This window comes from Pantoea sp. T14, assembly GCF_036663535.1.
GTDB classification, from domain to species: Bacteria; Pseudomonadota; Gammaproteobacteria; order Enterobacterales; family Enterobacteriaceae; genus Pantoea; species Pantoea phytostimulans.
Map to the genome: position 1 here is coordinate 47,869 of NZ_JAWUEB010000010.1, position 19,551 is coordinate 67,419.

The window sequence follows — 19,551 nt, forward strand, 5'->3', positions numbered from 1 at the left end:
CGTTCGGCCTACTCGTGTGTCGTTGCCCGGTTAAAAATCCTCTGCGTGACAGCGCCATTGCGCCCTCGTCGAATGAACAGTGTGTTGGCGCGTAAAATAGCCCGAGGGTTTACAGGGGTATATCACTCGAAGGGAGTAATTCCTGAAGGTGGATCAAAGGAAGGGGAAGCAGTATGAGGCGAGATCAAAAAAGCCAGCCCGAAGGCTGGCTTTAACGGAGGATCAACGCAAATTAGTGCGAGGATTCATCGGCCAGTTTGCTGGGTTTAACATCATCATCATGGCTGTGCAGATGATCATGTTCGGTCTGAGCGATGGCATTAACGCGCTTGCGCACGCCAAACCAACCAAGCACCAGCACCACAGCAATCAACGGAATTGAGGCGATGGTGTAGGTACCGTTTGGATAATCGAATGCCATTAACACCAGGACGCTGAACAGGAACAGCAGCGTCAGCCACGAGGTAAACGGCGCGCCTGGCAGCTTAAAGCTAACATCATCCGCTTTGCCCTCTTTGATCGCTTTACGCAGGCGCAACTGACACACCACGATAAACGCCCATGAAGAGATGATGCCCAGCGAAGCGATGTTCAGGACAATCTCAAACACCTGCGACGGCACATAATAGTTCAGCACCACGCCAATGATGTAAACGCCAATGGTGACCAAAATGCCGGCGTAAGGGACTTGCTGTCCACTCATCTTTGACATGAATTTTGGCGCCGAGCCGCCCATCGACATAGAGCGCAGAATACGGCCAGTTGAATAGAGGCCCGAGTTCAGACTCGACAGCGCGGCACTCAGCACGACGATATTCATGATGCTACCAATGTAAGGCATACCGAGTTTCGAGAAGAAAGTAACGAACGGGCTTTGACCCGCCTGATACGCATTCCACGGCAGTAATAACACCAGTAAAACAACCGAGCCAACGTAGAACAGGCCAATACGCCAAATCACGCTGTTGATCGCTTTAGGCAGCATGGTCTGTGGATCTTTACATTCGCCAGCGGCCGTTCCGACCAACTCGATAGAAGCGAAGGCAAAAACGACACCCTGAATCAAGACCAATGCAGGCAGCAAGCCGTGCGGGAACATACCGCCATTATCGGTGATCAAATGGAAGCCAGTGGTATTGCCATCCAACGGTTTGCCGGTGCCCAAAAACACCACACCAACCACCAGAAAAACCACGATCGCCAGCACTTTGATCAGCGCAAACCAGAACTCCATTTCAGCGAACCATTTCACACCAATCATATTCATGGTGCCAACAATGGCCAGCGCGCCAAGGGCAAATACCCATTGCGGCACATCACCAAACGCGCCCCAATAATGCATATAAAGCGCCACGGCGGTGATGTCCACGATACCGGTCATTGCCCAGTTAACGAAGTACATCCAGCCAGCCACATATGACGCTTTCTCACCGAGAAATTCGCGTGCGTAAGAGACAAAACTGCCGCTGCTTGGACGGTGTAAAACCAGTTCGCCCAAAGCACGTAAGATAAAGAAAGAGAAGATACCGCAGACTAAGTAGATGATGGCTAACGCCGGGCCAGCCGCTTGTAAACGCGCACCAGCACCGAGAAACAAGCCGGTACCGATGGCACCACCAATCGCAATCATTTGAACGTGACGGTTGCCCATCGCTTTTTGGTAGCCGGTGTCATGAGAGTTCAGCCAGCGTCTTTTCGCAGCGCGCATCTCGGCTGCTGATTTTTTTGTAGATTTCATAGCTTTCCTGTTTGTCCTGACCATCAATCCACGGCAAACCAATCGTTTGCGTTAAACCGTGCGAAATGGGGTATTTTCCTCTGTGCGCCAGCCTGTGAGTGAGAAGAAAGCGGCGCGGGAATTTACGGCGATGAATCCTACCCGTTCTGCGTGAACGAAGCAAAATATACCGCTGGGATGCACAGGTTGAATTGTAAGAAGGGTTTTTAACGCACAAAAAAACCGGCCATTGGCGGGCCGGTAAAAGCTACAGGGATGGAAAGCGGATCGAGATTAACGATAAATTTCTGCGGTGCCGGTCCACAAGCTGGAATCGCCTGGATTATCAACACCTATAACACGGTAATGGCTTGCGCCCATCTCTTCGGCTTTTTGTGAAAGTTGTTCTGTGGCGTCATCCATAGAACCTCTTACACTGGAGACAGAAACGCTACCTAAACTTTGCATGCCTTGCGCCTGCTCTCGATCAATAGGCGCGGCCGCCAGGGCTGTAAATGAAGCAGAAGCCAGCAGGGCACCGGCCAGAACTGCAGTCAGTTTTTTCATGGGATGCTCCTAAGCAAGATGATTTCGGTTATTACGGTATGAATTATTAGCGCCATAATGAAAGCCAACATGGTCACACTGTAAACTTGTTTAATCTTTAACCACCACCAGGTTTTTAATCCTGGATACTGTCAGTTTAGGTTGTTTTTTGTACAACCTGTAACAGTCTGTCTGAATATTGCGGGGCGTTGCTTGGCGCGGTACGCCGACTCTTTTATAATCCCGCGCTCAAACCAGGGATATTAAGGTGATTGTGAAACGTTCTGTTACTCGCAGTATTGCCCAAGCGCTTACCGCTATCGTTCTGCTATCACTGTTGAGTACTGGCTTGGCCCTGATCACGCTTTCCAGCAGCCTGCGCGACGCGGAAGCCATCAATCTGGCCGGTTCTTTACGTATGCAGAGCTATCGTTTGGCGTGGGACGCCACGCGTGAACCGCAACAGCTCGCGCATCATTTAACTCTTTACCAGCAGACGCTGGACGCACCGGCATTACACAATCTTGATCGCCCTTGGGTACCGCAAGAAGTCATTAATCGCTATCACCGACTGCGCAGCGCCTGGCCGCAGCTGCAACAAAATCTGCAACAGGGTGATGCCAACCTCTACCAACAGCAGGTCGCAATTTACGTCAACGAAATTGATCGTTTCGTGCTGGGATTGCAGCATTACGCTGAAGTGAAGATGCATTTGGTCGCTGTCAGTAGCCTGGTGGGCTTGATCGCCATTGTGGCGCTGGCATTGATGACGATTCGTTTTACCCGCCAGCAAGTGGTTGGCCCGTTGAACGCACTGGTTACTGCCAGTCGCTACATTGAGAGCGGTAATTTCGCTTTTCCTCCACTGAATGTCGTGCAGGAAAATGAACTCAAGGTGCTGTCGCAAACCTTTAGCGGCATGGCATCACGGTTGCAAACGCATTATCAGCTGCTGCAAAGCACGGTACGGACGAAAACAAGCGATCTAACCGAAGCTAATCGCACCCTTTCGCTGCTGTACAACAGCTCGCAAATGTTGACCGCCAGCCCGCTGCATCCCGCGCTATTTGAAAGTGTGCTAGCGAACGTGCTGGCGAATGAAAAGGTAGAGGCAATTCGGCTGGAAAGTGACAAGTTTTTGTTTTGCGCGGGTGTGAGTCGCAGCGAAAAAGCGTGGCAGCGCGTGCCATTGCAGCAGGACGAGCAGCAAATTGGCGAACTGCGCTGGCAAGCGTCTGATAGCGAACCACCTGAAGCGTTAATGCGCAGCCTGGCGGCCATGTTGGGGCGCGCCATCTGGATTTGGCAAACTCAAAAGCAATATCAACAGATGCTGCTGATTGAGGAGCGCGCCACTATTGCACGCGAACTGCATGATTCGCTGGCGCAGGGGCTTTCATTTTTACGTATCCAACTTACGCTGTTACGCCGCACCGTGGATAAATCTGATCAGGCCGCACATACAATCATCGCAGACTTTGATCGTGCGCTAGCCGATGTTTATCGTCAGCTGCGAGAATTATTGGCGACCTTTCGTCTGACTATCGAACAAGCCGATTTAGTCGCAGCAATGCAGGCGATGATTTTACCGCTGCAAGAGCAGGTTGATACGCAAATCAGTTTTGATTATCAGCCGGGATTACAAAGCCTTGATGCACAGCAGCAGGTGCACGTGTTGCAGATTGCACGCGAAGCAGTCGTGAACGCCATTCGTCATGCTAACGCGAGCAAAATTGCGGTGGAGTATCAGCGAACCGACGAGGGCGAGCATCTGCTGACCATCACCGATGATGGCGTCGGCATTGCCAGCCTCGATGAACCGCCGGGACATTACGGCTTAACCACAATGGCAGAACGGGCTGCACGACTATCGGGCAGCTTAAGCATCAATGCGCAAGCGCAGGGAACACAGGTGGCGTTGCGCTTTTCGCCGCGTCCGCCTCATCCGCTTGAATAGCGAGATAAAAAGCGTAACCGCAAACAGACTGTTCAAGGCACGACAGCGCCTTTTTACCGGGAGTAAACATGCTGACCTTAATGATTGTGGATGATCATCCGCTCATGCGCCGTGGCATCCGCCAACTGCTGACGCTTGAGCCTCGGCTGGAAGTGGTAGCCGAAGCAAATAACGGCACCGAAGCGCTGGCCGAAGCGCGTCGCCTGACACCCGATGTCATCCTGCTCGACCTGAACATGAAAGGCATGTCGGGGCTGGATACCTTAAAAGCGCTGCGCCATGAAGGGATTTCATCACGTATTTTGGTGCTCACCGTTTCGGATGCCCGTAGCGATATTTACGCCATGGTGGATGCGGGTGCTGATGGTTATCTGCTGAAGGATAGCGATCCCGACATGTTGCTTAGTCAGATTATGCAGGCGGCGCAGGGGCAAAAAGTTTTCAGTGAAGCGGTTGAAAATTATCTCGCTACGCGTCAATACAGTGCCAATCCGTTTCGCCAGCTGACAGAACGTGAACTTGATGTGTTGCAGGAAGTGGCGCGCGGATTATCAAACAAAGAAATCGCTACCACCCTGCATATTTCTGAAGAAACAGTGAAAGTACATATCCGCAATATGCTGCGCAAACTTGATGTGCGCTCACGCGTTGCGGCTACTGTGATGTGGCTGGAGAGCAGAAATAATTAACCTACCGGGCTGTTTTACACTTTCTCCACAATTTCTCCACGATTTACCATAATGTCGCACGTAGAGTAGGTTACGGCAGGAAATCGTGGATGATAGCGTTTCCCTCCCCCCTGCTTCGCGTCCTTTTCATTAAGGAACCGTTTTTTATAATAATGACGATACGCTGCTAAGGAGTGTCGATTCGATGTCGAATTTTTTCATCGACCGTCCCATTTTTGCCTGGGTTCTGGCGATTTTGTTGTGTCTTTGTGGCACGTTGTCCATCATTTCACTTCCTATTGAGCAATACCCCGATCTGGCTCCTCCTAACGTTCGTATCACGGCTAACTATCCCGGCGCATCCGCAGAAACGCTGGAAAACACCGTGACGCAGGTGATTGAGCAAAACATGACAGGCATCGATAACCTGATGTACATGTCATCCAACAGCAGCAACACCGGCCAGGCACAAATCACGCTGACGTTTACCGCCGGGACCGATCCTGATGAAGCCCGCCAGCAGGTGCAAAACCAGCTGCAATCTGCGTTACGTAAGCTGCCGCAAGCCGTTCAATCGCAGGGCGTTACCGTCAATAAAACCGGTGACAGCAATATATTGATGGTCGCTTTCGTCTCAACCGATGGCAGCATGGACAAGCAGGATATTGCAGATTATGTCGCCAGTAACATTCAGGACCCGCTGAGTCGTATTGACGGTGTGGGTCAGGTAGATGCTTACGGCTCACAATATGCGATGCGCATTTGGCTTGATCCCAATAAATTAATTGCCTATTCCCTGACGACAGATGATGTTGTTAGCGCCATCGAATCGCAGAATGCCCAGGTTGCCGTGGGCCAGGTCGGCGGTTTACCGGCGGTGGATAAACAAGCCCTGAACGCCACGGTGAATGCGCAATCAATGCTGCAAACGCCCGCGCAATTCAAAGCGATCACGTTGAAGAATAATCCTGATGGTTCAGTCGTCACGCTGGGCGATGTTGCAAGCGTCGCGTTGGGCGCGGAGAAGTACGATTACCTCAGCCGTTACAACGGCCAACAAGCTTCTGGCCTGGGCGTTAAGCTCGCTTCCGGTGCCAATGAGATGAATACCGACAAGCTGGTGCGCGCGCGTATTGAAGAACTGTCGCACTATTTTCCTCATGGGCTTGAAGCCAAGATCGCTTATGAAACCACCCCGTTTGTCAAAGCCTCGATCACAGACGTAGTAAAAACGCTGCTTGAAGCGATCGTGCTGGTGTTCGCGGTGATGTACCTGTTTATGCAGAATTTTCGTGCCACCTTGATTCCCACCATCGCCGTGCCGGTGGTGCTGTTTGGCACATTCAGCGTGTTATACATCTGTGGGTTCAGTATCAACACATTAACCATGTTTGCCATGGTGCTGGCGATTGGTCTGTTGGTGGATGATGCCATCGTCGTCGTGGAAAACGTTGAGCGCATCATGAGCGAGGAAGGCTTATCGCCGCGGGCCGCCACGCGAAAATCGATGGGGCAAATACAGGGCGCGCTGGTCGGTATTGCTCTGGTGCTGTCGGCGGTGTTTGTGCCGATGGCTTTCTTTGGCGGCACCGTAGGCGCGATCTATCGTCAGTTCTCGATCACTATCGTGTCAGCGATGGTGCTGTCGGTTTTGGTGGCAATTATCCTCACACCGGCACTCTGTGCCACGTTACTGAAGCCAATAGCGCAAGGCGAAACCCATGAACGCCGTGGCTTCTTCGGCTGGTTCAATCGTCACTTCAACACCAATGCTGAGCGTTACGAACGTGGCGTGGCCCGCATCCTGATGAAAGGCGGCCGCTGGTTAGTGTTATACCTGGGCATTATTGGCGTGATGGCGTTTCTGTTTATTAAATTACCGACCTCGTTTTTACCGCTGGAAGATCGCGGCGTCTTCCTGACGCAGGTGCAATTACCCGCGGGTTCAACTTTGCAGCAAACCGCTAACGTGGTGGCCCAGGTTGAGAACTACTACATGACGCAAGAAAAAGAGAATGTGTTGTCGGTGTTTTCAACCATCGGTGCAGGTCCCGGCGGAAATGGTCAAAACGTTGCGCGTCTGTTTGTCCGTCTAAAAGATTGGGAAGCGCGTCCGGGCGCCGATCGCACCTCATTCGCTATCATTGAACGCGCCACTGCCGCATTCCAGAAAATCAAGGAAGGTCGCGTGATAGCCAGTAGCCCTCCAGCGATTACCGGTATGGGCAGCTCATCAGGCTTTGACATGCAGTTGCAAGATCATGCAGGTGCCGGACATAGCCAGTTAATGGCCATGCGCGATAAATTGCTGGAGATGGCGGGTAGCGACAAATTGCTTTCGCGCGTACGTCATAATGGTTTGGATGACAGCCCGCAGCTGCAAATTGATGTAGACGAGCGTAAAGCTCAGGCGCTGGGTGTTTCAATCGATACGATTAATGACACGCTGACCACCGCGTGGGGTTCAACCTATGTTAATGACTTCCTTGATCGCGGTCGCGTTAAGAAAGTCTATGTGCAGGCCGCACCTGAATTCCGCATGCTGCCCGGTGATATTAACAAATGGTATGTACGCAATAGCAGTGGGCGCATGGTGCCCTTCTCTGCTTTTGCCACCAGCCGCTGGGAAACCGGCTCACCGCGACTTGAACGCTACAACGGCTATTCCTCGCTGGAGATAGTCGGCGAAGCGGCTTCTGGCGTCAGCAGCGGTGCGGCAATGGACCAGATGGAAAAGCTGGTGAATGCGCTGCCGCTGGGCGTTGGCTTTCAGTGGACTGGCGCATCCTATCAGGAACGCTTGTCCGGTTCGCAAGCGCCAGCGCTGTATGCCATTTCTCTGTTGGTGGTGTTCTTGTGTCTGGCGGCGCTGTATGAAAGCTGGTCGATACCTTTCTCGGTCATGCTGGTGGTGCCGCTTGGTGTGGTGGGTGCGTTAATCGCGACCTGGATGCGCGGGTTGGAGAATGACGTTTACTTCCAGGTCGGATTATTAACTGTGATTGGCTTATCGGCCAAGAATGCCATTCTGATTATTGAGTTCGCTAATGAGATGAACAGCAAAGGCCGAGAGCTGATTGAAGCGACGCTGGAAGCCTCGCGGCAGCGCCTGCGTCCTATTTTGATGACCTCGCTGGCGTTTATTTTTGGCGTGCTGCCAATGGCAATCAGTTCAGGTGCGGGTTCCGGTAGTCAGCACGCGGTCGGCACAGGCGTGATGGGCGGGATGATCTCAGCCACAGTGCTAGCGATATTTTTTGTCCCGCTGTTTTTTGTTGTGGTGCGTCGCCGTTTTCCGGCGCGTGATAAACCGCATGATTAACGTCTGGCCAGCGTAAAGCGGCATCGTGAAGTAAATTCGAGACAGAGCTCAGCGAGCAAGATCAATGTGACCTGAGTTGTGTCATGAAAAAACAAAGGCAGCCATTATCATGGCTGCCTTTTTATGTGTGTAGTCAGAATTTCAGCAAGGGGGGAAATACCCTGCTTTTTTCATCACGTGTTACTTGTGGCGTAACATCGCTTCGATAAATTCTTTCCAGTTCCCCATTTCTGTATCAATCATAAAAACCTCTCTTATTGTGCTGATAATTTTACGCCTGTTTTTTCTTCAAGTGAATACGTTTACACCTGTTATCACTATCGGCAGAGGCGAATAAAAGCTTTACTTTGCTGGATATGATTGCTGACGCACATTTCAGCAACTTATTAAGGCGACAGGATTTATTTATTTTTAACCCAGCGGTAGCATAAATTTTGTACATGAGGAAATTCTTAGAATGATAATGATGAGGTAAGTAACAATTTAGGACGATATTGAAACCGCTTTCGCAGGGTTAGTTAAGCTTTGTTTTCCCTTCTCTAACAGAGGTCAGATGCCGCATAGGATCACACTATGTTAAACTCGCGCTTTACTTTTATGACAGGAACCAGCGATGACAGCGCATTGGACGATGTTTGGAATAAAAAATTGCGACACGATTAAAAAAGCCCGCCGCTTTTTAGAGGCTGCCAGCATCGACTATCGTTTTCATGATTACCGCGCAGATGGCCTGAACGATGAGCAGTTACAGCAGTTTATTGACACGCTGGGGTATCAAGAGCTCCTGAACACGCGCGGCACGACCTGGCGTAAGTTACCGGAAGCCGAACGTGAAGCGATCACGGATGCTGATAGCGCCAAAGCGTTGATGCTGGCGCAACCCGCCATTATCAAGCGTCCATTGTTACGCGCGCCAGAGGGTTCGCTACTGCTCGGCTTTAACGAAACTACTTACCAGAACTTTATCCAGGAGAAGTCATAATATGTTTTGTCCGGTCATTGAGCTGACACAGCAGCTTATCCGTCGTCCTTCTCTCAGCCCAGATGATGCCGGATGTCAGGCGCTGCTGATTGCGCGCCTGGAAGCGATTGGTTTTCATATCGAAACCATGAACATTGATGACACCCTGAACTTTTGGGCGACGCGTGGACAAGGCGAAACGCTGGCGTTTGCCGGCCACACCGATATCGTTCCGCCGGGTGATGCGAACCGTTGGATTAATCCTCCTTTTGAACCGACTATTCGTGACGGCATGCTGTTTGGACGCGGCGCAGCAGACATGAAAGGCTCGCTGGCCGCAATGGTGGTGGCGGCTGAACGTTTCGTCGCCGCGCATCCGCAGCATAAAGGGCGTCTGGCGTTTCTGATTACTTCCGATGAAGAAGCCAGCGCGGCCAACGGCACGGTGAAAGTGGTTGAACGCTTGATGGCACGTAACGAACGCCTGGATTATTGTCTGGTTGGCGAGCCGTCCAGCACTGAAGTCGTGGGTGATGTGGTTAAAAATGGGCGTCGCGGTTCGATTACCGCCAACCTCACCGTTCACGGTGTTCAAGGCCATGTGGCGTATCCGCACCTGGCGGATAACCCGGTACATCGTGCCCTGCCTGCACTCGCTGAACTGACGGCCGTGGAATGGGATCGCGGTAACGAATTTTTCCCGCCAACCAGCATGCAGATTGCCAATGTGCAGGCCGGAACCGGCAGTAACAATGTGATCCCTGGCGAGCTGTTTGTGCAGTTTAACTTCCGCTTCAGCACAGAATCGACCGACGTGACGATTCGCCAGCGCGTCGCCGAACTGCTGGATCGCCATCAGCTGCGTTACACCATTGAGTGGAAATTATCAGGCCAACCGTTTCTGACCTCACGCGGCAAATTGGTCGATGCCGTGGTCAACGCAATAGCGCACTATAATGAGATTAAGCCGCAACTGTTAACCACCGGTGGAACCTCGGATGGTCGTTTCATCGCCCGCATGGGCGCGCAGGTGGTTGAGCTGGGCCCGGTAAATGCCACAATTCATAAAATTAACGAGTGCGTGAAGGCGTCCGACCTACAAATGTTGAGCCGAATGTACCAGCGCATCATGGAACAATTGATCGCCTGATCGCGATCGTAAGGAGTGGGGAAATGGAGTTTATTAAAGATTACTGGTGGATCTTAGTGATCCTGCTGATGGTCGGCGTGCTGATGAACGTCTATAAAGATCTGAAGCGCATTGATCATAAGAAATTTATGGATAACAAACCGGACCTGCCGCCGCATCGTGATTTCAACGATAAATGGGACGACGACGACTGGCCCAAGAAAAAGTGATTCAACAGCCCTCGCCAACGCGAGGGCTGTTTCACATCATCATGATGACATCATCATCACCCGGTTTCGCCCCACTTAACGCTTCATCAAAATAGCGCTTCGGTACGGTATAACGCAGATGATTTAATGCCAGCTGCATACTGCGATCGTCAATGGCATGCGCCAAATCCTCCACAATATCCAGAGTGACATCGCCACCCAACGCGGTCAGGGACTGCGCCGCTTTTTCGGCATGTTGCACTGGAATGACGTCGTCATCTTCTCCATGAATCAAATGAATCGTGGTGCGGGTGCTGGCCTTTTCCGGCAGGCTCGTAAAACGCCCACTGAAGATAACCGCGCGCCCCGCTAAATCGGTATGGGCTTTCACGCCTTCCAGCACCATGCTGCCGCCCTGCGAAAAACCGATCAGCGCCGTTGCTTCCGCGCGTACGCCGCTTTCCTGCTGCCAATGACGAACCGTATCCACAAATTGCGGCAGTGCGGCATTCACTCGCTGCTGCTCGCTTTGATCGTGGGTTGGCGCTTCAGCGAACCATTGACGACTCAAGCCTGGCGAACCTACCGATACGACCAAGGCTTCCGGGAACGTTCGGGCAAACCAGTTGCCGATTTCACCCATCGCATCAGGATTGTCGCCAACGCCGTGATAAAGCAAAAAGAGTTGTGCAGCCTTAACCGGCTGCTGAACGATAACGTATTGCAATGCCATATTGACCTCCTTCATTTACTTTACGCCGCGGCGCAGTAAATGATATTGGGAATATTTGAACGAGTCTGTGGAATTATTGCCATTGCTGACGCAGAGCCTCCGCGCTTTTTGCATCCAGCGCGACAAGCGCATCGGCTGCCTGTTGGCGTAACGCCGAGACGATCGCTTTGCGTCCGCTTAATCCAGCTTGCTTTGCCAGTGCGCTTAGCGCATCAGGCGTCTCAACGGCAGCCCGAAGCAGTGAAACCGGCTGATCCGTCGCGCTGATTAAACGCTGCAATACCGGCAAACTGGCTTCGAAGGGACGCAGCGCCCATGCAAAACCGGCGACCAGCGGTAAATCTTGAGCAGTAATCCTTTGCTCTATGGGCACCAACGCGAGTTTGATATTGATATGGCGCTGTAAAACGGGCCAGTCGCGCGCAAGCTGCAACGCTGCAGCATCTTGCAAATTTTGCCCCGCGGGTGTGATGGCACGAATCGCCATCGCCGCATAGCAGCCGCTACTGGCCTCGCGCTGGCTACCGATACGCACCAAGGTAAAACCGCAGGCGCGCCAAAAAGCCCAGAGAGATTCAGTGTAGCCGAAGCTGACCGAAAGGTAATCGCAGCCCATTTCGGCAGCGCGCGCTGCCTCAACCAAGGCCAGCCCGATCTTTTGACGGCGACATTCTGCCGCGACGGCGATACGGCTAATGCGTAATGAATGCAGCGTGGCAGCCTCGACAAATCCGCTGTGTGCAGCCAATGATTGTGCGATCAGGTTGCCGCGTGGTCGCCGTCGCCCCGCCCAAACAGCGCGCGCAAGATCGACAGATAAACCGCCCTCCTCCACCAGCCATAATGCGCCGGTTAAACCTGGCGCGTCACCGGCTAGCCACAAATGCATGCCGGGAGCATCAAGCAGTCGCCGTAAATCTACTGGCGAAGTGCGATAGTGCGCGCTGGTCAGCAAGCGGTAAGCCGTCTCAAGCAGCGTTTGGTTTTCGGGCCAGCTCGCCATGTTGAGCCGTTGAATGGATGCATCACGGTTTACTGGCGCCGGTAACGCATCTTCAAACATCAGCGCCTGATTAAGCCATTTTTCGAGCGGATCGGCACGCGACCAGCGCAACGGCTCATCCAGCGTGAAATAGGTAACGTGCGCCAGTTCGGCACAAAATTTCAGTATAAAACCCCGACCTGTGCCTTCGTAGCCTTGCACCGTGGTCGTCAGCAATACCCGCGGAAAACGCGCCAGCAGCGCATGCAGCAGCGGCGCAGGAATAGCAGCGGCCTCATCGACAATCAGCCAGTCAGCGTCTGGCGTTGTCGCCTGTTCGAGAATGGCGTCAGGTGCCATGAAGTGGTAATGCTCGCCGGCAAAACGCGCCAGCACCTCGGTGGACGCTTTTGCCGGCGCGGTGATTAAACAGCGGGTATTTTGCTGTGCCAGCATGCCTGCTAAGGCAGATTTACCGCGTCCGCGCGCTGCAGTGATAACCGCGACGCCACTGGATTGATTAATAAGCTGCGCGAGAATAGCTTGCTGTTGCTGCGGTGCCTGACATTGCCAGTTGGCTAGCATCGGCAAGGGGGTAATCTGCAGGTTCTGTTCTTGACGATGCAGTACAATATGCTCGTTTACGTCAATAAGCTGCTGCAGGCGATGAATGAAATTTGGCGTCGCAATCGGTTCTGCTACATCGCCCCAGCGCACGCTGTCATTGTCAGTGTGCCCGGGCCAATCGCGCCAGGCGGGCGCCAGCAGTAACAGCCAGCTTCCTGCTTTCAGCGTACCGACGAGGGCAGCAAAGGCTTCAGCATGAAATCCCTGACGGGCATCAAACACAGCGTGAAGAAATTCGCGGCCCAGCAAGGTACGTAGTGCGCCGGGCGCGCAGTGTAGCGTGGAAAACAGCGGCGACGCGCTGATACACAGCCAGTCACCGGTTAATCTGTTGAGCCAGTTTTGTGCCGTAGATAAACACCAATCCGCTTCGCCGCTGATAACGCAAAGCCGCCGAATGCCTGCTTGCTGCATCTGGCGGCTGATTTCCTCAAGCGTCATTTATTGTTCGCGAACGTATTACACTGGCCGGGATTGCCGCTGTCATAGCCATTTTTAAACCAGGTGTAACGTTGCTGCGACGTACCGTGCGTAAAGCTGTCTGGCACCACGCGGCCCTGGCTTTGCTGCTGTAAACGATCGTCGCCAATCGCTTCGGCTGCATTCAACGCTTCTTGCAGATCGCCCACTTCGAGGATTCTTTCCTGCTCCATGTAATGACCCCAAACACCGGCAAAACAGTCAGCCTGCAGTTCCATTTTCACTGACAGCTGATTAACCTGCGCCTGACTGGCATTTTGCTGCATTTCGCGCACTTTGGGTTCAATGCCAAGCAGTTTCTGCACATGGTGGCCGACTTCGTGCGCAATGACATACCCTTGCGCAAAGTCACCGCCCGCGCCGAGTTTGCTTTTCATCTCATCGTAGAAAGAGAGATCGATATAAACCGTTTGATCAGCGGGGCAATAAAAGGGGCCCATCACGGATTGGCCCGTGCCGCAGCCGGTACGGGTAGCACCGCGATACATCACCAGTTTAGGCGGTGCATATTGCTTGTTCATCTGCTTGAACAGCTTGCCCCACGTGTCTTCTGTGGTCGCCAGGATCACTGAAGTAAATTTTGCCGCCTCATCCTGATTGCTGTTGATGCTGCGCTGCTGTTGCTGACTGGATGGCGCAACTTGCTCACCCGTTAACAACGCTGTCAGGTCATAACCATAATATCCTGCCACTGCGACCACAATCAGCAGCACAATACCGCCTTTGCCGCGCGGGATTCGAATTTGGCGTCCTGTTCCATAACCCGACGACTGATTACGTCGATCTTCTACATTGTCACTTTCGCGACGCCCTTGCCAGCGCATGCTTCACTCCATTTCGCGTTTTGCTTAGATGGCATGATTTTAGTTGCACGCCGGAGCAATCACCAGCTTTGCTGCAAAATGAAAAAGAGGAGCCGAAGCGCCTCTTTTTACCGCATCAGATCAACGTCACTCAGTCGAGTTTCACGCCCAGACGCTGTGCAACTGCTTCATAGGCTTCAATCACACCGCCAAGGCTCTGACGGAAACGGTCTTTGTCCATTTTATCCAGGGTCTCTTTGTCCCACAGACGCGCGCCGTCTGGCGAGAACTCATCGCCCAGCGTCACTTCGCCGTTGAACAGACCGAACTCCAGTTTGAAGTCGACCAGAATCAGGCCAGCATCATCAAACAGTTTGCTCAGGACGTCGTTGGCTTTAAAGGTCAGTTCCTGCATGCGAGCCAGATTCTCTTTGCTCACCCAGCCAAAGGTTTCGCAGTAAGATTCATTGACCATTGGGTCGTGCTTGGCGTCATCCTTAAGGAAAAGATCGAACAGTGGCGGATTGAGTACCATGCCCTCTTCCACGCCCAGACGCTTAACCAGTGAACCTGCCGCACGGTTACGCACTACGCACTCAACCGGCACCATTTCCAGCTTTTTCACCAGCGCTTCGTTGTCAGAAAGCAGCGCTTCCATCTGGGTAGGAATGCCCGCTTCCTGCAGCTTGGTCATAATAAAATGGTTAAATTTGTTGTTTACCATTCCTTTACGATCGAACTGCTCGATTCGAGCCCCGTCACCTGCTGACGTATCGTTGCGGAATTCGAGTATCAGCAGATCCGGATTGTCGGTGCTGTATACGGTTTTCGCTTTACCGCGATACAACTCAGCTCGCTTTTGCATTTTGTTAACTCCAAACATGAAATAACCGGTGTTCAACGGCTTGAGCCGCTGCGGCGATTGCGCCTACGCAATCGTTTACTTCGCCGCGCGCTATTATGCCAAAAACAAAATAAAAAGGCCGGAGAATCTCCGGCCTAAAGCAATTTATTTGTTTAGCGCGCCTTGGAACACCGCGACCAACGCATCGTTTTGCGACTGGGTTAGCACGTGCCCTTTTGGATCGATAAACTGCAGGCTGCTGCGGTTGTCGAGATCGCCGACCTGCACTTTGTAATCACCGTTTGGCAGTTCAGGATCTTTGGCACCTACTTCATCCCACGTACTGCTGCCCGGCGCTTTGTAAGTCACGTTCAAGCTGCCTTGTGAGCGATTGCTGTCGGTGACCTCCATGCCGACGCGTTTCATCGCATCTGGCAGACGCTGCCAGGCTACGTTGAATGGCGTGCGCAGAACCAGCATGGGTAAACCGGTGTCATCGGCGCCGCTTTGCACATCGATGGCACCATTGACACGACCTGCGGCAGCATTGGCACTGGCGGTGTCAATTTTGTCCAACCCGGTGCTGATGTCATTTAACATCTGCGCGGTATAACGCTGGACTTGTACTGGCGAAGTGATGGTTTTGCCGTTCTGCTGCAGTTCGAGCAGACGCACGGTCAACACTTGCTGATAGCTTTGTGACTGAACGCTGATCTGGTAACGGCCACGATATTGTTCGTCTTCGTCGGCACGATTCCACTGTACCCAATCAGTGCTCAGCTCCTGACCCGCATCGTTACGTGAGGCAATCGGGAATTTGTAAGACTGCACCACGTTAACCACTTGCGGCCAGACCGAGCCACGGCTGTTTTCAATCATTAATGCGCCGGTATTGCTGCTGAACTGGGCACGCGTGCCGTTCATCAACGCCAAAGGCTGTGCCGGTGGACGAATATCAAGCTGTTTGCCAACAGCCGCATTGCTGGTCGTGCGTGGAACGTCGTAGTCACCACGCTGAACCGGCAAAATCATCCCGGCTGGCGCTTTAAGTTCGTGCAATTCGCTGGCCTGCAGATAGGATTCATCCCCACTGACCTGACGCTTATAACGCTGATCGCTCGAACATGCCGACAACAGCATCAGGGTGGAAAGCCCCACCACTGTGGCAACTGTTGACCGCTTAACTGAGTAATTCATTCATTCTCCCTAAATTATCGCAAACCCGCTTTAACCAGCGCCTGCTCCACCTTCGGCTGGCCTGCTGCTGTCAGTGGCGTCATCGGCAGACGCAGCGTGTCGTTAGCGATTAATCCCAGCTGTTTTGCAGCCCATTTCACCGCAATCGGATTGGGTTCACAGAAAAGCGTCTGATGCAGGTGCATCAGACGTTGATTCAAATGGCGTGCTTCAGCAAAGTTGCCTTGCTGCGCCAGGGTGCAAAGTTCAACCATTTCACGCGCAGCGATGTTCGCCGTCACGGAAATAACGCCTTTGCCGCCCAGTTGCATGAAGTCCAGTGCAGACGCATCGTCACCGCTGACCAGGATGAATTCATCATCAACCAGCTCTTGGATCTGACTAACACGCGATAAGTTCCCGGTCGCCTCTTTGATTCCGATAATATTTTTAATTTCAGCGAGGCGCGCCACGGTTTCCGGCAGCATGTCGCAGCCCGTTCGCGCAGGGACGTTATACAACATCTGCGGCAGGCTGGTGCTTTCGGCGATAGCTTTAAAGTGTTGATACAACCCTTCCTGCGTAGGACGGTTGTAATAAGGCGTGACGGTCAGGCAACCAACAACGCCGGAATTTTCGAAGCGTTTGGTGAGAGAGATACCTTCTGCGGTGGCATTTGCCCCGGTTCCGGCAATCACCGGGATACGTCCATCAGCCAGGTCAAGCGTCTGCAGAACCACATCTCCATGTTCGTCATGACTTAACGTGGCGGATTCACCGGTAGTGCCTACAGAAACAATCGCCGCAGTTCCGCTGGCGACATGATAATCAATCAGTTTTTTCAGACTCGCACGGCAGACATTACCTTTGTCATCCATCGGCGTGATGAGTGCAACAATACTTCCCGTAAACATTGGCGATCCCCTCGACAAACAAGTGCTTCATGGTACGTTTTACGCTTAGTGAAAAGCAAGCAAGCCACGCCATTCCGGCGCTTGTCAGCAGTTTTTTTTATGTTTACCTTATAGTTATTAGCGAATGCATAGGAAAACCCATTTTGCCGCAATCTCAGCCCCACCATTTGGTCATCACTGCGTTGGGTGTTGACCGCCCGGGAATCGTCAATACGATTACCCGCCATGTCAGCAGCTGCGGTTGCAACATCGAAGACAGCCGTCTTGCCATGCTTGGGGATGAATTCACTTTTATCATGCTGCTTTCGGGCAGTTGGAACGCCATCACGCTGATTGAATCGACTCTGCCGCTTAAAGGCGCGGAGCTGGAATTGCTGATTGTGATGAAACGCACGAACGCAAAGGTGCGTCCGCCGATGCCGGATACTGCGCTGGTACAGGTTGAAGTGCCCGACTCGCCACATATCATCGAGCGCTTTACCGATTTGATCGATAAACACCAGATGAATATTGCTGAATTGGTTTCGCGCATTACACCCGCTCAACACAATCAGCCGCCAACGCTCTATATTCAAATGACTGCCCACAGCCCAACGCGAACCGAAGGTGCGCCATTTGAACAGGCGTTTAACGCGCTTTGTCAGGAGCTGAATGCCCAAGGCACGCTGCGACTTTACAGTATGTCGGATGTAGAAAGTGTCGAGCAGGTGACGTCCACGCGCTAAGCTGTGCACGTGCTAAACCGGAGCTATTTCTCCGCATTGCTGTCGCTTAGCGGCCTAAAGCTATGTGGTGAAATACCCCCTGATGGTAATTTCCATTTGGCAGTTTCTCGTCAGATGGTGTATTACCCACAGCATGATTAAAAAATGGAGAGATGTGATGAATCCACTGAAAGCCGGTGATACTGCACCGAAATTTAGCTTGTCCGATCAGGACGGCGAACAAGTAAATTTGACCGACTTCCAGGGACAGCGCGTTCTGGTCTACTTCTACCCGAAGGCAATGACGCCAGGTTGTACCGTTCAGGCCTGCGGTCTGCGCGACAACATGGATAAGTTGAAAATGGCGGGTGTGGAAGTGTTGGGTATCAGCACCGACAAACCGGAAAAGCTGTCACGCTTTATCGAGAAAGAGTTGCTGAACTTCACGCTGCTCTCTGATGAAGATCACCAGGTAAGTGAGCAATTTGGCATTTGGGGTGAGAAAACCTTCATGGGCAAAACCTATGATGGTATTCATCGCATCAGCTTTCTGGTTGATGCGAATGGCAAAATCGAAAAAGTGTTCGACGACTTCAAAACGTCAAATCACCACGACATCGTACTGGATTACATTCAGTCTGCCTGATGTACTGCGGGCGCGGCGATCATCGCTGCCGCGCCCCGTTTCTTACCGTTTATGCTCCTCCAGTAAATCATCGGGCCAGGCATGCACCACCGCCTTCACTAACGTCGCGAGTGGGATAGCAAAAAACACGCCCCAGAAACCCCACATTCCACCGAAAATCACTACCGAAAGAATAATCACCAGCGGATGCAGATTAACCGCCTCCGAGAACAGAACTGGCACCAAAATATTGCCATCCAGCGCCTGAATCACTAAGTAAACAATGAACATGGTCCAGAAATCGCTGCCGAGTCCCCACTGAAACAGCCCCACGCCAATCACCGGAATGGTCACTAACATTGCGCCGATATAGGGAATTAATACTGATATCCCCACCAATACCGCCAGCAACAAGGCGTAATTGAGGCCGAGAAACAAAAATGCCAGCCAGCTGACAATACCCACCACCACCATTTCCAGCACTTTGCCGCGAATATAATTGGTAATCTGCTGGTTCATCTCTTGCCACACCACACCGGCTAAACCGCGATTACGTGGCAGCACGCGTCGCACCGCATTCAGCATCTGATCTTTGTCTTTCAACAGGAAAAACACCATCAGCGGCACCAGCACCAAATAAATCATCAGCGTCATCAAGCCAACCAATGAGGCCAGGGAATACTTGACCAGCGAATCGCCAACGCCGCTTAAGCGGCTACGCAAATTCTCTACGATCAGATCGATAATGCCTGCGTCCACCAATGCAGGAAAACGCTTCGGCAAGCCCGCCGCAAACACATAAAGTTTGTTGAGCATATTGGGCAGATCACGCGTCAGGTTGATGCCCTGTTGCCAGGCGACCGGGGCAACAATCAAGACCAGCACCAGCAAGATACCGGCAAACAGTACCAGCACAATCGTCGTGGCCCAGCTGCGAGTGCAGCCAACACGTTGTAAACGCGCGGTTGGCCACTCCAGCAAGTAAGCCAACACCAGCGCGACCAGCAGTGGCGCGAGTAATCCGCTGAGAAAGAAAAGGATGCAGAAACCGGCCAGCAGGATCACCAACAGGGCAATAGCCTGCGGATCGCTGAAACGGCGTTTGTACCATTGAATCAATAAAGCCAGCATACCTTTCTATCCATGACGTCATA

At 52.5% G+C, this 19,551-nt stretch carries 18 protein-coding genes; 8 read left to right on the top strand and 10 right to left on the bottom strand.

The window, feature by feature from the left end:
• Positions 1–232 precede the first annotated feature (232 nt).
• Both ansP and SC127_RS02955 read right to left on the bottom strand, forming a co-directional pair.
• On the bottom strand, positions 233–1,738 hold the full coding sequence (ansP, locus tag SC127_RS02950) for an L-asparagine permease (RefSeq protein ID WP_243077431.1): 1,506 nt from the start codon (positions 1,736–1,738) through the stop codon (positions 233–235).
• 273 nt (positions 1,739–2,011) lie between these two features.
• The gene (locus SC127_RS02955; RefSeq protein WP_215845924.1) at positions 2,012–2,284 is read right to left on the bottom strand and encodes a YdgH/BhsA/McbA-like domain containing protein; all 273 of its coding nucleotides are present in this window, start codon (positions 2,282–2,284) and stop codon (positions 2,012–2,014) included.
• A 247-nt stretch (positions 2,285–2,531) separates the two neighbouring features.
• Between SC127_RS02955 and narQ the strand changes: the two genes are divergently transcribed.
• From narQ to acrD, 3 genes are all read left to right on the top strand, one after another.
• Positions 2,532–4,220: a nitrate/nitrite two-component system sensor histidine kinase NarQ gene (gene narQ / locus SC127_RS02960; protein ID WP_332625156.1), complete on the top strand. Its 1,689-nt coding sequence runs from the start codon at positions 2,532–2,534 to the stop codon at positions 4,218–4,220.
• Between the two features lie 68 nt (positions 4,221–4,288).
• A complete protein-coding gene (locus tag SC127_RS02965) occupies positions 4,289–4,909 on the top strand; it encodes a response regulator (protein ID WP_215845921.1) in 621 nt (206 codons plus the stop codon).
• Between the two features lie 184 nt (positions 4,910–5,093).
• On the top strand, positions 5,094–8,210 hold the full coding sequence (acrD, locus tag SC127_RS02970) for a multidrug efflux RND transporter permease AcrD (protein ID WP_215845919.1): 3,117 nt from the start codon (positions 5,094–5,096) through the stop codon (positions 8,208–8,210).
• 180 nt (positions 8,211–8,390) lie between these two features.
• Here the strand turns inward: acrD and ypfM are convergent, their stop codons facing one another.
• Positions 8,391–8,453, bottom strand: a complete 63-nt coding sequence (ypfM, locus tag SC127_RS22545; RefSeq protein ID WP_215848231.1) for a protein YpfM — start codon at positions 8,451–8,453, stop codon at positions 8,391–8,393.
• Between the two features lie 370 nt (positions 8,454–8,823).
• On the opposite strand from ypfM, the gene SC127_RS02975 reads away from it, so the two are divergent.
• From SC127_RS02975 to SC127_RS02985, 3 genes are read left to right on the top strand one after another with little or no spacing between them, the layout of a single operon-like run.
• Positions 8,824–9,192: an ArsC family reductase gene (locus tag SC127_RS02975; RefSeq protein WP_215845917.1), complete on the top strand. Its 369-nt coding sequence runs from the start codon at positions 8,824–8,826 to the stop codon at positions 9,190–9,192.
• Position 9,193: 1 nt separating this feature from the next.
• Positions 9,194–10,321, top strand: coding sequence for a succinyl-diaminopimelate desuccinylase (dapE, locus tag SC127_RS02980; protein WP_215845915.1), 1,128 nt, complete (start codon positions 9,194–9,196; stop codon positions 10,319–10,321).
• Positions 10,322–10,344: 23 nt separating this feature from the next.
• Positions 10,345–10,530, top strand: a complete 186-nt coding sequence (locus SC127_RS02985) for a YpfN family protein (protein WP_047715355.1) — start codon at positions 10,345–10,347, stop codon at positions 10,528–10,530.
• A 31-nt stretch (positions 10,531–10,561) separates the two neighbouring features.
• On the opposite strand, the gene ypfH is transcribed toward SC127_RS02985, so the two are convergent.
• From ypfH to dapA, 6 genes are all read right to left on the bottom strand, one after another.
• A complete protein-coding gene (gene ypfH, locus SC127_RS02990; RefSeq protein ID WP_243077426.1) occupies positions 10,562–11,242 on the bottom strand; it encodes an esterase in 681 nt (226 codons plus the stop codon).
• Positions 11,243–11,315: 73 nt separating this feature from the next.
• Positions 11,316–13,292: a tRNA(Met) cytidine acetyltransferase TmcA gene (locus SC127_RS02995; RefSeq protein WP_332625167.1), complete on the bottom strand. Its 1,977-nt coding sequence runs from the start codon at positions 13,290–13,292 to the stop codon at positions 11,316–11,318.
• On the bottom strand, positions 13,289–14,155 hold the full coding sequence (ypfJ, locus tag SC127_RS03000; RefSeq protein WP_215845911.1) for a KPN_02809 family neutral zinc metallopeptidase: 867 nt from the start codon (positions 14,153–14,155) through the stop codon (positions 13,289–13,291). The genes SC127_RS02995 and ypfJ overlap by 4 nt, the downstream gene beginning before the upstream one ends.
• Positions 14,156–14,285: 130 nt before the next feature.
• Positions 14,286–14,999 (bottom strand): phosphoribosylaminoimidazolesuccinocarboxamide synthase, encoded by a 714-nt coding sequence (gene purC / locus SC127_RS03005; RefSeq protein ID WP_215845909.1) that lies wholly within the window; start codon positions 14,997–14,999, stop codon positions 14,286–14,288.
• A gap of 144 nt (positions 15,000–15,143) precedes the next feature.
• Positions 15,144–16,175 (bottom strand): outer membrane protein assembly factor BamC, encoded by a 1,032-nt coding sequence (bamC, locus tag SC127_RS03010; protein WP_215845907.1) that lies wholly within the window; start codon positions 16,173–16,175, stop codon positions 15,144–15,146.
• 14 nt (positions 16,176–16,189) lie between these two features.
• Complete coding sequence (gene dapA / locus SC127_RS03015) at positions 16,190–17,068, bottom strand: 4-hydroxy-tetrahydrodipicolinate synthase (RefSeq protein WP_215845905.1); 879 nt, start codon at positions 17,066–17,068, stop codon at positions 16,190–16,192.
• Positions 17,069–17,211: 143 nt separating this feature from the next.
• Between dapA and SC127_RS03020 the strand changes: the two genes are divergently transcribed.
• The gene (locus SC127_RS03020) at positions 17,212–17,793 is read left to right on the top strand and encodes a glycine cleavage system transcriptional repressor (RefSeq protein ID WP_215845903.1); all 582 of its coding nucleotides are present in this window, start codon (positions 17,212–17,214) and stop codon (positions 17,791–17,793) included.
• Positions 17,794–17,950: 157 nt separating this feature from the next.
• Positions 17,951–18,418, top strand: a complete 468-nt coding sequence (gene bcp / locus SC127_RS03025) for a thioredoxin-dependent thiol peroxidase (RefSeq protein WP_215845901.1) — start codon at positions 17,951–17,953, stop codon at positions 18,416–18,418.
• Positions 18,419–18,460: 42 nt separating this feature from the next.
• On the opposite strand, the gene SC127_RS03030 is transcribed toward bcp, so the two are convergent.
• Positions 18,461–19,528 carry an AI-2E family transporter gene (locus tag SC127_RS03030; protein WP_215845899.1) on the bottom strand — a complete coding sequence of 356 codons (1,068 nt, stop codon included), beginning with the start codon at positions 19,526–19,528 and terminating at the stop codon, positions 18,461–18,463.
• Between the last annotated feature and the right edge of the window lie 23 nt (positions 19,529–19,551).

Excerpts from the sequence above, each read along its gene's own strand:
- dapA (WP_215845905.1), bottom strand. The coding sequence starts at position 17,068 with ATGTTTACGGGAAGTATTGTTGCACTCATCACGCCGATGGATGACAAA.
- dapE (WP_215845915.1), top strand. The coding sequence starts at position 9,194 with ATGTTTTGTCCGGTCATTGAGCTGACACAGCAGCTTATCCGTCGTCCT.
- SC127_RS03030 (WP_215845899.1), bottom strand. The coding sequence starts at position 19,528 with ATGCTGGCTTTATTGATTCAATGGTACAAACGCCGTTTCAGCGATCCG.
- SC127_RS02995 (WP_332625167.1), bottom strand. The coding sequence starts at position 13,292 with ATGACGCTTGAGGAAATCAGCCGCCAGATGCAGCAAGCAGGCATTCGG.
- ansP (WP_243077431.1), bottom strand. The coding sequence starts at position 1,738 with ATGAAATCTACAAAAAAATCAGCAGCCGAGATGCGCGCTGCGAAAAGA.
- bcp (WP_215845901.1), top strand. The coding sequence starts at position 17,951 with ATGAATCCACTGAAAGCCGGTGATACTGCACCGAAATTTAGCTTGTCC.
- SC127_RS02975 (WP_215845917.1), top strand. The coding sequence starts at position 8,824 with ATGACAGCGCATTGGACGATGTTTGGAATAAAAAATTGCGACACGATT.
- bamC (WP_215845907.1), bottom strand. The coding sequence starts at position 16,175 with ATGAATTACTCAGTTAAGCGGTCAACAGTTGCCACAGTGGTGGGGCTT.
- ypfH (WP_243077426.1), bottom strand. The coding sequence starts at position 11,242 with ATGGCATTGCAATACGTTATCGTTCAGCAGCCGGTTAAGGCTGCACAA.
- purC (WP_215845909.1), bottom strand. The coding sequence starts at position 14,999 with ATGCAAAAGCGAGCTGAGTTGTATCGCGGTAAAGCGAAAACCGTATAC.
- SC127_RS02985 (WP_047715355.1), top strand. The coding sequence starts at position 10,345 with ATGGAGTTTATTAAAGATTACTGGTGGATCTTAGTGATCCTGCTGATG.
- ypfJ (WP_215845911.1), bottom strand. The coding sequence starts at position 14,155 with ATGCGCTGGCAAGGGCGTCGCGAAAGTGACAATGTAGAAGATCGACGT.
- SC127_RS02965 (WP_215845921.1), top strand. The coding sequence starts at position 4,289 with ATGCTGACCTTAATGATTGTGGATGATCATCCGCTCATGCGCCGTGGC.
- SC127_RS02955 (WP_215845924.1), bottom strand. The coding sequence starts at position 2,284 with ATGAAAAAACTGACTGCAGTTCTGGCCGGTGCCCTGCTGGCTTCTGCT.
- acrD (WP_215845919.1), top strand. The coding sequence starts at position 5,094 with ATGTCGAATTTTTTCATCGACCGTCCCATTTTTGCCTGGGTTCTGGCG.